This window comes from Pseudomonas sp. ABFPK, from assembly GCF_001586765.1.
GTDB lineage: Bacteria > Pseudomonadota > Gammaproteobacteria > Pseudomonadales > Pseudomonadaceae > Aquipseudomonas > Aquipseudomonas asiatica.
Map to the genome: position 1 here is coordinate 119697 of NZ_LQXW01000003.1, position 13776 is coordinate 133472.

General features: G+C 63.6%; 7 protein-coding genes. 1 reads left to right on the forward strand and 6 read right to left on the reverse strand.

What is annotated here, in order from left to right; translation table 11 throughout:
* Window positions 1-31: 31 nt before the first annotated feature.
* From mdoH to pip, 4 genes are all read right to left on the reverse strand, one after another.
* Window positions 32-2605 (reverse strand): glucans biosynthesis glucosyltransferase MdoH, encoded by a 2574-nt coding sequence (gene mdoH, locus WM94_RS03525; protein ID WP_061550448.1) that lies wholly within the window; start codon window positions 2603-2605, stop codon window positions 32-34.
* Window positions 2598-4319: a glucan biosynthesis protein G gene (locus WM94_RS03530; RefSeq protein WP_015272100.1), complete on the reverse strand. Its 1722-nt coding sequence runs from the start codon at window positions 4317-4319 to the stop codon at window positions 2598-2600. Before WM94_RS03530 ends, mdoH begins: the two co-directional genes overlap by 8 nt.
* 263 nt (window positions 4320-4582) lie before the next feature.
* The gene (dtd, locus tag WM94_RS03535; RefSeq protein WP_025340925.1) at window positions 4583-5020 is read right to left on the reverse strand and encodes a D-aminoacyl-tRNA deacylase; all 438 of its coding nucleotides are present in this window, start codon (window positions 5018-5020) and stop codon (window positions 4583-4585) included.
* Window positions 5017-5988 carry a prolyl aminopeptidase gene (pip, locus tag WM94_RS03540; RefSeq protein WP_013974556.1) on the reverse strand — a complete coding sequence of 324 codons (972 nt, stop codon included), beginning with the start codon at window positions 5986-5988 and terminating at the stop codon, window positions 5017-5019. Before pip ends, dtd begins: the two co-directional genes overlap by 4 nt.
* A gap of 170 nt (window positions 5989-6158) precedes the next feature.
* Here pip and WM94_RS03545 point away from each other — a divergent pair, with 170 nt between their 5' ends.
* Window positions 6159-11684: a dermonecrotic toxin domain-containing protein gene (locus WM94_RS03545; RefSeq protein ID WP_256206991.1), complete on the forward strand. Its 5526-nt coding sequence runs from the start codon at window positions 6159-6161 to the stop codon at window positions 11682-11684.
* A 59-nt stretch (window positions 11685-11743) separates the two neighbouring features.
* On the opposite strand, the gene hutG is transcribed toward WM94_RS03545, so the two are convergent.
* Together hutG and hutI are read right to left on the reverse strand one after the other, a co-directional pair.
* Window positions 11744-12547: an N-formylglutamate deformylase gene (gene hutG, locus WM94_RS03550; protein ID WP_061550450.1), complete on the reverse strand. Its 804-nt coding sequence runs from the start codon at window positions 12545-12547 to the stop codon at window positions 11744-11746.
* Between the two features lie 10 nt (window positions 12548-12557).
* Entirely contained in the window at window positions 12558-13763 is a 1206-nt protein-coding gene (hutI, locus tag WM94_RS03555) for an imidazolonepropionase (protein ID WP_061550451.1), read from the reverse strand.
* Window positions 13764-13776: the final 13 nt, after the last annotated feature.

A 13776-nucleotide genomic window follows, 5' to 3' on the forward strand; every position in this document is an offset into this window, starting at 1 on the left:
CGGGGCGCCGAACCGCCGCGAATAGGCCCGATCAGGCGCCGACGAGTGCCGGTTGGCCTTCATTCTCCGGATGCAACGGCAACAGCGGCGAATGCGGGTCGTTCTTGATCGACGCACGCCACACGTCGATCCACGCCGCATTGTGCTCGGCCCAGACCTGCTCGTGCAGGCGGGTCAGCGCCACCGGGTCGCTGAGCAGGGCCAGGCGGGTATTGAGGTCCAGTCCTTTCGGCCCTACCTCCATCGCCTTGGCCACACGCTCGGCGCGCAGTGCCTCGATCGGCGCTGCCTGACCATGACGGGCAGTGGCCATGGCACAGGCCAGGGCGTTCTGCCGCGGGTCGACCACAGCCCGTACGAAGCCGTCATGCAGGGCATGCCAGCGGTTTTCGTGGGTGTACTGGTCGGTGGCCAGCAGCTCTTGCGGGGTGGCATATTCCTCGGGGATGAGGAACAGCTTCTCGTCCTTGGCGGCAAGGCCCAGGCGGGTACGGCTGGAGATCACCGAAACCGGGATCGACAGCACCAGCGAACCAACGATTGGCGCCAGCCACCACAGGAAGCTCGGGTTCAGCCAGGCGACCAGCGCCGCCCAGGCGATGCCCAGCAGGGTCTGCGGGCCGTGGCGGCGCACCGCTTCACTCCACGGCGTGGAGTCGTCGTCACGCTGCGGCGAGTTCCAGGTGGCGGCCCAGCCGAGGAACGCGGCCAGCACGAAGCGGGTGTGGAAGATCATGCGCACCGGCGCCAGCAGCATGGAGAACAGCATCTCCATCAGCATCGACAGGGTGACCTTGATGCGCCCGCCAAACTCGGTCGCGCCCTTGGCCCAGATCAGAATGACGCTGAGCAGCTTGGGCAGGAACAGCAGCACGATGGTGGTGGAGAACAGCGCCACGGCCTTCTCCGGGTGCCACTGCGGCCACAGCGGGTAGAGCTGGTACGGCTCGATGAAGTACTGCGGCTCCATCAGCGTGTTGGTGGCCAGCAGCGCGGTCGACAGCACCAGGAACAGGAACCACAGCGGTGCCGACAGGTACGACATCACCCCGGTGAGGAACACCGCACGGTGCACCGGGTGCATGCCCTTGACCAGGAACAGGCGGAAGTTCATCAGGTTGCCGTGGCACCAGCGGCGGTCGCGCTTGAGCTCATCGAGCAGGTTCGGCGGCAGTTCTTCGTAGCTGCCCGGCAGGTCGTAGGCAATCCACACGCCCCAGCCGGCACGGCGCATCAGCGCGGCTTCGACGAAGTCGTGGGAGAGGATTGCACCGGCGAACGCACCCTTGCCCGGCAACGGCGCCAGGGCGCAGTGCTCGATGAACGGCTTCATGCGGATGATCGCGTTGTGGCCCCAGTAGTGCGACTCGCCCAGCTGCCAGAAGTGCAGGCCAGCGGTGAACAGCGGGCCGTACACGCGGGTGGCGAACTGCTGCAGGCGCGCATACAGGGTGTCCATGCCCGAGGCCTTCGGCCCGGTCTGGATGATACCGGCGTCCGGGTTGGCCTCCATCAGGCGCACCAGGCTGCTCAGGCACTCGCCGCTCATGACGCTGTCGGCGTCGAGTACGACCATGTACTTGTATTCGCCGCCCCAACGACGGCAGAAGTCGTCGAGGTTGCCGCTCTTGCGCTTCACCCGGCGCCGACGGCGGCGGTAGAAGATGCGGCCGAAGCCTTTGGTTTCGCGGCACACGTCCAGCCAGGCCTGTTGCTCGGCCACGGCTATGTCGGTGTCGTTGGTGTCGCTGAGCACGAAGAAGTCGAAGCGATCGAGGTTGCCGCTGGCGGCCACCGACTCGAACGTTGCGCGCAGGCCGGCGAACACGCGCGGCACGTCTTCGTTGCAGATCGGCATCACCAGCGCGGTACGCGCCTCGGGCGCGATCGGCTCGTTGCCTGCACTGCTACCCGAAATCTTGTACTTGTCACGCCCGGTGAGCAGCTCGAGGAAGCCCATCAGCGCGGTCCAGAAGCCCGCCGATACCCAGCAGAACAGGATGCCGAAGAGAACCAGGATGGACGTCTGCAAGGCATACGGCCAAACCTGCACCACGGTGTCCCACAGCGGCTGGTTGACGACTTCGTCAAAGTCCACGAACGACCAGCCCTGGTACGGCAGGATGCCCTTCATGTACCAGCCGGCAACGATGGTCTGGCCAATCATCAGCGCCAGCAGGATGTAACGGCGGATCGAACCGACCGTACGCCAGCGGGCTGGCGGCAGCTCGCGCTTGGGCGGCTGCGGGGCGTTGGTGCGGCCAGTCATGCGCCGCCACATGCGGATCAGCACGTTGGTACGCCATGGCTCGGGCACGACCTTGGTGCGCTTGATCGGCGGGGCGATCTTCAGGCACAAGCGGCCGCTGCCGTCGACGCCAAGCATTTCGGCGTCTTCCAGCTCGGCGGCGCTGCCTACGGTCAGGCGCGGGCCCACCGAGGCCTGTACGGCCTCGGTAGAGCTGGCGGCCGAGTTGGCCGCCAGGCGTTGGTGCAGCTCACTGAATGACGTGCAGCTGGCGAGTTCCGCCCGTTGCTCGTCGCTCAGTGGTAGGTGGGCCAGGTACTCGCGAAGCGATTCCGGCCTTGCGCTTGAGTTACTCATCGGCAGGCAACTGATAGCTCCAGGTCTCGGTCAGCACCTTCTCGGTGGTGGCCGGGGTCCCGTTGGTGGGCGCCGCATCGGCGGCAGGTTGTTCGGCCTTGGCGGCTTTCTCGGCCTTGGCTTGCTTGGCTGCAGCCTTGTCCTGCTTGGCGTCCTTGGCAGGCTTGGCGGCTTCGACCGGCACGTCACGCACCAGCGCGGCACGCATTTCGGTCGATTTGTTGGCTTCCTTGACCTTCAAACGCAGGGTCAGGCGCCAGCCCTTGGTCTCAGGGTTATAGCGCAGGTTGTTCTCGACCACCTCGGCGTTGTCGCCCACGCTGATCTGGCTGCGCACGGCGGTGTCTTCCGGCAGGGCGGCCAGCGCCGGGCCAGCGAAGTCGACCAGGAAGGCCACGCTGCCGTCTGGCTGGCGGATCAGGTTGGACTGCTTGACGTCGCCGGTGGAACGCAGGGTCTGCTTGACCCAGCCCAGCTCGGGAGCCTGGAACTTCGGCTCGTCGATGGTCCAGTGCAGGCGGTAGGCGTACTCGAATGGCTTGCCTGGCTCAGGCAGCTTTTCCGGGCTCCAGAAGGCCACGATGTTGTCATTGGTCTCGTCGGCAGTCGGGATTTCGACCAGGTCGACGGTGCCCTTGCCCCAGTCCCCTTTCGGCTCGATCCAGGCGCTCGGGCGCTTCTGGTAGTTGTCGTCGAGGTCTTCGTAGTCGCTGAAGGCGCGCTGGCGCTGCATCAGGCCGAAACCACGCGGGTTCTCGACGCTGAAGTTGCTCACGGCCAGGTGTTTCGGGTTGTTCAGCGGGCGCCACAGCCATTCACCGTTGCCGGCATGGATCGACAGGCCTTCGGAGTCGTGCAGGGCCGGGCGGTAGTTGAGGACCTTGGACGGCTGGTTGGGGCCGAACAGGTACATGCTGGTCAGCGGGGCAATGCCCAGGCGGCTGACATGGTCACGCAGGAACACGCGGGACTGCACGTCGACCACGGTATCGTTGCCTGGGCGCAGGGTCAGCTTGTAGGCGCCGGTGGAACGCGGCGAGTCCAGCAGGGCGTAGATGACCAGGTGCTTGTCGGCCGGCTTTGGCTTCTCGACCCAGAACTCGGTGAAGCGCGGGAACTCCTCGCCCGACGGCAGTGCGGTGTCGATGGCCAGGCCACGGGCCGACAGGCCATATACATGGCCCTTGCCGACCACGCGGAAGTAGCTGGCGCCAAGCAGGGTCATGATCTCGTCCTGCTTGTCGGCCTTGTTGATCGGGTACAACACGCGGAAACCGGCGTAACCCAGGTTCTTGGTGGTTTCCGGGTCGTGTGGCACGTCACCGAACTCGAAACGGCTCGGGTCGTACTTGATTTCCTCGACCTTGGTGGCGGTGACCTCGTTGATCTTCACCGGGGTATCGAAGTGCATGCCCTGGTGATAGAACGACAGCTTGAACGGGGTCTTGTCCTTGGCCCACTCGGCCTTTTCCTGCAGGAAATGAATCTTCTGGTAGTCCGCGAACTTCATGTCGCGGAATACGGCCGGCAGGTTGCTTTTCGGTGCTTCGTACTTCTGGCCGGCCAGATCCTTTGCCTTGGCTGCAACATCGTCAAGATTGAATGCCCACAGCTGGCCCGCGCTCATCAGGCCGACCAGTGCAACACTGGCCATCAGGGCCTTGCGCAGCCCGGTACCGGGGATTCTTGATGCTTTTTGGGGACTAACAATCACGAGCAACCCTCGCCGAAAACAGATCATGAAACCAACGGCCAGCGACAAATGCCGGGTTGGCGAGCACTGTTCGGACCCCGTGAGGGCGTAATGATTCCCCAAACGGATCCAGACAATACTCGAGTCAGAGTGAAACGAACCTGCGAACGCAGGTCCATGCAGCGCGCGATTATCCAGCAGGTCGCGTGACAACGCATCAGGCTGGAACAACTATTTATCGTACAAAACCCCTTGTTTTCCTGTGAACAAGGGGTTTTTTACACTCACATTTGTAACATAAATGTTACGGGGCCATCATTGACCAGGTGCACCTGCATGTCTGCACCGAATTGCCCGCTTGCCACATCGGCGTGCCGGGCCTTCGCCTGCTGCAAAAGATAGTCGAACAACTCGGCGCCGAGGGCCGGTGGCGCTGCCGTCGAGAAGCTCGGGCGCATGCCGTTGCGGGTGTCTGCCGCCAGGGTGAACTGCGACACCAGCAACAAACCTCCCCCCACATCCTTGAGCGACAGGTTCATCTTGCCCTGCTCGTCGCTGAACACCCGGTAGTTCAACAGCTTGTGCAACAACTTGTCGGCCTGCTCACGGGAATCTTCAGGCTCGACGGCCACCAGCACCAGCAAACCCTGGTCGATGGCACCTACCACCTCCCCCGCTACTTCCACCCGCGCACCACGCACGCGCTGCAGCAGGCCCCTCATGCTTCTTCCAGGGGCAGATCGAGCAGGCGCCGGGCCATCTGGTCGGCGGCACGCACCAGGGCATCGGTGATGCCCGGCTCGGAAGCCGCGTGGCCAGCGTCACGGATCACCTTCAGTTCGCTGTTCGGCCAGGCCTGGTGCAGCGCCCAGGCGTTATCCAACGGGCAGATCACGTCATAGCGGCCATGCACGATCACGGCCGGCAGGTGGGCGATCTTTGGCAGATCGCGGATCAGCTGGTCCGGCTCGAGGAAGGCGTTGTTCATGAAGTAGTGGCATTCGATACGGGCGATCGACAGTGCACGCTGCGGCTCGGAGAAGCGGTCGACCACCAGCGGGTTGGGACGCAGGGTGGCGGTACGGCCTTCCCAGGTGGACCAGGCCTTGGCCGCGTGCATCTGGGCGATTTGGTCGTTGCCGGTCAGGCGCTTGTGGAAGGCCGTGACCAGGTCACCGCGCTCCTCCGGCGGGATCGGCGCGATGTAGTCCTGCCAGTAATCGGGGAACAGGCGGCTGGCGCCTTCCTGGTAGAACCATTGTATTTCCTGGGGCCTGCACAGGAAGATGCCGCGCAGGATCAGGCCATGCACCCGCTCGGGGTGGGTCTGGGCGTAGGCCAGGGCCAGGGTGGAGCCCCACGAGCCGCCGAACAGCACCCACTTGTCGATGCCAAGGTGCTCGCGGATGCGCTCGAGGTCCTCGACCAGGTGCCAGGTGGTGTTGTTCTCCAGGCTTGCGTGCGGCGTGGAGCGGCCACAGCCGCGCTGGTCGAAGGTGATGATGCGGTACAGGGTCGGGTCGAAGTAGCAGCGGCTCTGGGCGTCGCATCCGGCGCCCGGGCCGCCGTGGATGAATACCACCGGCAGACCTTCTGGCGAGCCGCTTTCGTCGACATACAGCACATGCGGCGCTTCCACGGCCAGATCGTGCCGGGCGTAGGGTTTGATCTGCGGGTACAGGGTCTGCATTGCGCACTCCGTGTGAGGATTATTCGGCCGTGGGCCATCATAAACCTGAATTGCGCTTTGAGCACTGCCCGCGCTGATGCCGCCGCACCTCAAGGGCACATATATCTACCTCCAGCAGCTCAGGCAGGCCCGCGATAGTCCCTCGCCCCAAATCAAGCAAGGGCCTCGCCATGCCAACTGCAGTCACTGCCGTGCCTAGTGTTCATTACGCCACCATCGAGCGCAGAATCCCCACCTGGCTCAAGCAGGCTCCACCAGAAACCCGACTTGCGATGCGCAACTGGCATCAACCCCCTGCCTGGCTGGTGACGGCACTCCAGCAACAACCGGAAGTCGCCAAGGCATGGCAGGAAGAGCACGCACGCCACCGCGAGCACCAGGTGCAGGTGCACAAGCTGTTCGAACAGCTTCCAACCCTGGAAACCTACGCCACCAAGGCACTCACCGAAGCCATCAAGCAGCGATTCAGGCTTGACCTGGATGTGCGCAACACCTACCTCGTCGATGCCCGCCTGATCGAAACGACCGACGCCATCGACAGCCGCCAGGCTGTCGACCGGGCTACACGCTCGCTGCTGCACTGCGCCTTGCACAACTTCGACCAGGCCGCCGCTGCCGAACATGGCATGGACGCGCCCGCCTCCCTGCTCAAGAGGTCGGTCATAGTCGATCACCGGCGCTTCATGGGCACCGTGCCGATCAACAATGCACTGGATATCGCCGCCGAAGATTTCGCCGACTTGTGTCGTACGCTGGATATCGGCGGCAAATACCATCAACAGGTACATGCCATCTACTATCCAGCGGCCACGCCGCCACTCGGCGCGGATGAAGCCGCACTGGCCGTTTATGAAACACTGGGGCGTGCAGAGGTCTCGGCATTCCGGCAATCACTGCATTTCGCCCGCCTCAAGGGGGATATCAGCGAGGCGCTATATTCCGCCGCTCTTGCCACGCCACTTGACCAGGCGCCATCGCCCTCTTCGCCGGTGACGTTCAGCCTGCTCGACTTGTGGGAAACCGAGCTGACCGGCGTTGTGCTCATCACCCTGCAAGCTGAAGAGCATCGGGCAGTGGCGCTGTACATCCCCGAAGACAGCACCACGCCCCTCAAGGAATTCGCCAGCCAGGAAGCCATGAACGAAGAGTTGCGCGACAGGCTCCAGGCCGATATCGGCTACCTGGACAGGCACCTCGCCGACCGTGACAAGGCGCTGATAACCACCCGTCTGAAGGACCGGCTAATGCCCCTGGCCTGGAGTGTCCGCGGCCTGCATGAGCGTGTTCCGGACCCGCACGCCACCCTGTATCCGGTCAAAAAGCCTTTCAGCCACGCCTTCCAGGGCGTGATGACGTTCCAGAAGACCCAGCGCCATGAGAAGGATGTGCTGTTCCACGCCACGCCAACCGAAATCGTCGATCGGCGCACCGCCCAAGCCCACCGAGAGCTGATTGCCGGCCGTGTGCTCACGACCTTGAACATCGCCGGCTTCTTCGTGCCGGGACTTGGCGAGGCAATGCTTGCTGTTTGCCTGGCCCAGCTGGCCCATGAGGTGTATGAAGGGATCGACGCCTGGAAAAACGACGAGCGTGATACTGCCTATGGCTATCTGGTCGATGTGATCGAAAACGTGGCCGTCATGGCCGCCCTCAGCGCAGCAGCCAAAGCTTTGAGAGGCTTGCACGGCAGCGAAACCGGCACCTCGCTGGAAGGGCCGGAGATTGAAGAGTCAGAGGATGAGGAGCCAGGGATAACCCGTATTCCGGTAGAAACGCCTTCATTCATCGAAGAACTGGAAGACGTGGAAACATCCGATGGTCAGACGCGGTTGTGGAAACCCGACCTCACGCCCTACCAGAGTCACGAGACGCTGCCCCATGACCTGGTACCGGACGAACTGGGCCTACGGCATCACCAAGGCAAACGCTGGCTGGTACTGCAGGGCAATCAGTACATCGTCAGCCAAACGCCAACGACTGGCGAATATCGTTTGCAACACCCTGCAAGCCCTCGCCGTTACCAGCCGCCAGTGCGGCACAACGGTGCCGGAGCATGGTTGCACGTTACGGATAAGCCACTGAGTTGGTCGGGCATGACACTCCTGCGCCGCATCGGCCACTTGAGTGGGCACTTCGACGAGCCGACGCTGCAACGGATTATCGCCGTCAGCGGCGTACACGAAGACGAGCTGCGCCGGGCCCTGGCCGACAGCCAGCGGCTGCCGGCCTTGCTGGAAGACACCCTGCAACGCTTCAAGCTGGACGAAACGGTCCGCCGGCTGGCGGACGAGAGCACTCGGCCCGCTGAGTTCGCCAGGGCCTACGCCAGCCTTTCGCGCGACCTGGCGCCGGGTGCCGAGGCCATCCAGAGGGCGTATCCGAAATTGCCGTCAGCAGTCGCCGATGAGCTGGCGCGCGAGGCCAGTGCCAACGAACTGCAGATACTCGACAACGGCAAGGTACCACTGCGCCTTGCCAAAGAGGCCCGCATCTACCAGCAACAAATTCGCCTTGCCCGCGCCTGCGAAGGGCTGTACCTGTCCAGCGTGCCGAGCTGGGATGGCGACCTGTTGATCATGCATACGCTCGAACACCTGCCAGGCTGGCCTGCACAGACCAGGCTCCGGCTGCTCCAGCGCATGTCCTGGCCGACCCAGGATCATGCCATAGGCACGCCGGGCACCCGCCCATACACGACCATCACCCATGCCCCGGCAGGGTACATCGTCCACGATGAAAGCCTGTCCAGTGCCGTGGTCAAGGTGTACCCAAGCCTTTACGCTGCATTGTACGAGGCACTGCCCGCGGCGATGGCGAGCATGGACGTCACCGATCAGCAAGCGCTGCAGCGCCTTGTACAGGAAAGCCCGTTACTACCCCGCCCGGCGCTGAGGGTGCTGCTGGGCATGCAGCCCGTACGCCCCGGCTACCGTTCTCCCATGCGCCTGGCCGATGGCCGCCTGGGCTACCGGCTCAGTGGCGGCGGCCCGGCCACCCACGGCATCACCCGTCAGCGCCTGCTCGAAGCTATCGAAGCCACAGGGCTCGCCACACGCACCGGCCGCTCGGCAGATCATATTCTGCTGGCACTTGCCAGCCGCGGCCGTACACAACTGCAGATATTCGAGCATTTGCAGACGCTGGTGGAGCAACGCAACGAGCTGCAAAGCAGCCTGGACGATTGGAGCGAAGCCATTTCGCCGGCAAGCGACCAGGCAGCCCACGACTACGACAGCCTGCGTGACTCGATCATGCAACATTGGTACGAGACTGCGCTGGAGGAGAGCGCAGAGCCCACGACCGAACTGCGTATCGCCCGCGTCCCACTTGCCGACGTACCCCTCACCTTGCCCGCTTTTTTCAACGCACGCGTGCGCAGCCTGAGCCTGATCGACTTACCGTCAGGGTCCTTGGCGGGCTGGGCGCAAAACGAGCGCCTGCTGCAACGCCTGCTCAGGCAGATGCCGCAGATCGAGTCGCTGGAAATCAGCCGTCCGTTTGACCCCAGGGCAACGCCCTCGCCCTTCCTGTTCAGCGTGCCCACCATCACCGAGTGCCTGCCAGGGTTGCAACGACTGGTGCTCACCAACCAGAACATGACGCTCTCCGAAAGCGACCTGAACCTGCTGTCAGGGCTTCGCCAATTGAGATACCTCGACCTGAGTGGTAACCGGCTGGCGCAGAGCAACAGGCCAAGCTTCCATGAATTGACCCTGGATTACCTGGGCCTGGACCAGATGCAATTGGCCCAATGGCCGATCGGGATTGGCAGCGACGCCCTGGCGCGCATTGCCCACCTGTCATTGCGCCACAACAATCTCAGGTCGTTGCCCACGTTCCTGCTTCATGAAGCGGACATGCTGACCACGCCACCGGTGATCTCGCTGGAAGGCAACAGCATCAATGAATCCCACCTGCAGCGCTTGTTGCTGAACGAGCACGTCGACACCTCGGGTATCACCACGGACCAGCCAGCAGCACTTTCCGAACAGCTCGCACGCATTCGCGATGAGCGACGGCAGATGCGCGATGCGATCGATGGCTGGGCCCAGGCATCCAGTTCGAGCAACCCATTGACCCAGGCCGCACTGGCGGACAGGCAACGTATCGCGTCAGCGATCGATCAATTCTGGGAACAGCAGGAGCAGGGCCAGTCATACCTGCGCCTGCAACTCGAGGACGTGGCCATCGAGCATTTCCCCAGGCGGCTTCCAGCGTTCTTCGGCGCCCGCGTACGTGCACTCAGCCTGACGCGGTTGCGAGGCAGCACCTCACAGCTCGATGAATTACTCAGCCGGTTCCCTAACATCAGCCGGCTGACCATCGATGCACACCAGGCCGCCATGCCCTCGCTGGCATCCGCCCTGGCTCGCCTTCCCCAACTCACCTACCTGGAGTTTCGCAACATGGGTCTGGAGGTCGACCAGGCCATGATGGACATTTTCGCAGGGCTGCGAAACCTGACCTCGCTGGACCTGTCGGGCAACCGGGCAGGCAGCATCGACCATGTGCCCGCATCGCTGGCCGGCAACCTGCAGTCACTCGCATTGACCAACATGAACCTGCAAGCCTGGCCCAGCTGGTGTGACAGTTTGCTGCCACTGGAACTTCTGGACCTGAGCTCGAACAACATCACCCAGTTGCCCGAGCACATCCTGACGAACCTGAACAATCCCATGCCAATCTCGTCGATCGCCTTGTTCGACAACCCACTGCCTCTTGAAACCATCCTGCGGGTACGCACCTTCTCGGACAGCCAGCACAGCTATTCCTTTGCCCTGGATATCCCCGACGACCTGATGTTCTTCGATTCTTCCAGCGAAGGGTCTCTCGACCACCCTCACTTCCCACTGCTGGGCGATGATACGCCCAGGCTGGAGGACTGGATGCTGGGTAGCGAAGCACAGAATGCCGCATTGCAGGACTGCTGGGAGCGACTCGAAGGCAGTGATCTGTTGCGTCTGGCGGGCCGTCTGCACAATGCCGCCCCATACGTTGACCCGAATACGCGAGCCACCTTCTGCGAACGGGTGCGCTTGATGCTGGTGGTGGCTGCAAGCAACGAAAGCGAACGCCCGATCATGGAGAGCATCGCCGCAGCGGCATTGCCAGACCCGGTAACCGGCTCGCAGACCTGCCATGACGGAGCGCTGCAGGAGTTCAACAATATTGAACTGTACCTGATGAGCCAACGCCTGTTGGTCGACGCCGGCGATTCCCTGCAAGCACTGCGTCGTCGCCTGTTGCAGCTTTTCCGGATCGAACAGCTGGAGCTGCTGGCCAACCAACGGACCGGCTCGGGTGACCTGGTCTCGGTACGCCTGGCCTACCGCCGGGAACTGGCCAGGGAACTGGACCTGCCGATCGCCGACAGCATGCGTTTTCGAGGTGCTGCGAACCTGGCGCGCGATGAGCTATCCAGTGTGCTGGAAAAGGTCCGGAAAAGTGAACTGAGCGATGCACTGGTCGACTACATGCTGGCGAATACGGACTGGACCACGCGCCTGCGCGCCGAGTGTGCCGACCGCTTCGCCGAAATAGACGCACGCTTCCGCCTGCGGGTGCTCGAGCTGGCCAGCAAGGACCACTCGCTTCAGGACGAGTTGAACTTGCAGCAAGGCCTGCAAGATGACAAGGACCAGGAAGAGAAGGAGCTACTGCGCGAACTTACCATCAAGCAGATCAACAACAACTGACCCGTAGTGACTGGCGACGCGCATGGCCTGCATCGCGTCGCCATTCTTACTGGCGAACTTCACCGCCCGTAATGCGCCTTGCCCCAGTCCAGCACTGCCTGCAGAAGCTGCTTCAACACCTCCTGTGTCGGCCGTGCCAGGTCTTCGCGGTAAGCGAACGGCTCGGCTTCTTCCATGTAGGTGCTCTGCGCCAGCTCCAGCTGCACCGCATGGATGTGGTTGGCCGGATCGCCGTAATGCCGGGTGATATGCCCGCCCTTGAAGCGGCCATTGAGCACATGGCTGTAGCCTTGGGCCTGGGCGCACACCTCTTTCAGCCGTTCGGCCAGAGCCGGGTCGCAGCTGGCGCCGTTGAAAGTACCCAGGTTGAAGTCCGGCAGCTTGCCGTCGAACAGGTGCGGGATCAGCGAACGGATCGAATGGGCGTCCCACAGCAGGGCGTAGCCGAACTGCTCGCGCAGCCGCGCCAGCTCGCGACGAATCGTGTCGTGGTAGGGGCGCCAGATCTGCTCCAGATACTGCTTGCGCTCCTCGCCTGTCGGCACCAGCCCGTCCTTGAACAATGGCTCGCCATCGAACAGCGTGGCCGGGTACAGGCCGGTGGTGGCACCAACGTACAGTGGCTTGTCGTCATCCGGCCGGTTCAGGTCGATGACGAAGCGGGAATACTCCGCCGCCACCACGCTGGCGCCCATGTCACGGGCAAAGACATACAACTGTGGAATATGCCAGTCGGTGTCCGGCAGGCTGCGCGCCTGGTCGACCAGGCCGTCTCGTACCGCCGGCGATAGTTGCAGGCCGGCATGGGGCATGCTGATCAGCAGCGGCAGGCGCCCCTGGTGAAAACTCAGTACCTTGTCCATCGTGCCTCACTCAGTTGGAAATCTCGTGGCCCTTGCGCACCACGCGCTTGGGCAGGTCGCCGCCCAGCCAGTAGGCCAGGTCGGCGGGGCGTTCGATCTGCCAGGCGACGAAGTCGGCGACCTTGCCCACTTCCAGCGAGCCGTGGCTGTCGCCCAGGCCCAACGCCGTGGCGGCGTGCACGGTGACACCGGCCAGGGCTTCTTCCGGGGTCATGCGGAAGCAGGTGCAGCCCATGTTCAGCATCAGCCGCAGCGACAACCCTGGCGAGGTGCCGGGGTTGAGGTCGCTGGCCAGGGCAATCTTCACGCCGTGGCGGCGCAAGGCGTCCATCGGCGGCAGCTGGGTTTCGCGCAGGAAGTAGAACGCGCCCGGCAGCAGCACGGCGACCGTGCCGGCTTTTGCCATGGCAATGGCGTCTTCCTCGGTCATGAATTCCAGATGGTCAGCCGACAGCGCCTGGTAGCGCGCCGCCAGGCTGGAGCCGTGCAGCGACGACAACTGTTCGGCGTGCAGCTTGACCGGCAGGCCCAGCTCGCGCGCCTTGATGAACAGCCGCTCGACCTGGGCCGGGGAGAACGCCAGGTGTTCGCAGAAGGCATCCACTGCGTCCACCAGGCCTTCGGCGGCCAGGGCCGGCAGCATTTCATCGCAGATGTGCGCGATGTAGTCGTCAGCCCGGCCGACGTATTCCGGCGGCAAGGCATGGGCTGCCAGGCAGGTGGCGCGCACCGCCAGCGGCAACTCGTCGGCCAGGCGCCGAGCCACGCGCAGCATCTTGCGCTCGTTGGCCAGGTCCAGGCCGTAGCCGGACTTGACCTCGATGGTGGTCACGCCATCGCGCATCAGCGCCTGGACCCGCTGGCGAGCACTGGCGAACAGCTCGTCTTCGCTGGCCGCGCGGGTGGCCCGCACGGTGCTGGCGATGCCACCGCCCTGTGCGGCGATTTCGGCATAGCTCACACCCTGCAGGCGCTGCTCGAACTCACCGCTGCGGTTGCCACCGAACACCGCGTGGGTGTGGCAGTCGATCAGCCCCGGGGTGACCCAGGCGCCGCCCAGGTCCACCGTATGCTCGGCATCGACCGACGCCAGCTCGACGCGTGGGCCGATCCACTCGATCAGCCCGGCGTTGGTGACGATGGCCGCGTCCTCGATGGCCGAGTAACGGCCCTCGGCCATGGTTGCCACATGGCAGTGCTGCCAGACGGTTCTCATACATTGACTCCTG

Excerpts from the sequence above, each read along its gene's own strand:
- pip (WP_013974556.1), bottom strand. The coding sequence starts at position 5,988 with ATGCAGACCCTGTACCCGCAGATCAAACCCTACGCCCGGCACGATCTG.
- WM94_RS03545 (WP_256206991.1), top strand. The coding sequence starts at position 6,159 with ATGCCAACTGCAGTCACTGCCGTGCCTAGTGTTCATTACGCCACCATC.
- mdoH (WP_061550448.1), bottom strand. The coding sequence starts at position 2,605 with ATGAGTAACTCAAGCGCAAGGCCGGAATCGCTTCGCGAGTACCTGGCC.
- hutI (WP_061550451.1), bottom strand. The coding sequence starts at position 13,763 with ATGAGAACCGTCTGGCAGCACTGCCATGTGGCAACCATGGCCGAGGGC.
- dtd (WP_025340925.1), bottom strand. The coding sequence starts at position 5,020 with ATGAGGGGCCTGCTGCAGCGCGTGCGTGGTGCGCGGGTGGAAGTAGCG.
- hutG (WP_061550450.1), bottom strand. The coding sequence starts at position 12,547 with ATGGACAAGGTACTGAGTTTTCACCAGGGGCGCCTGCCGCTGCTGATC.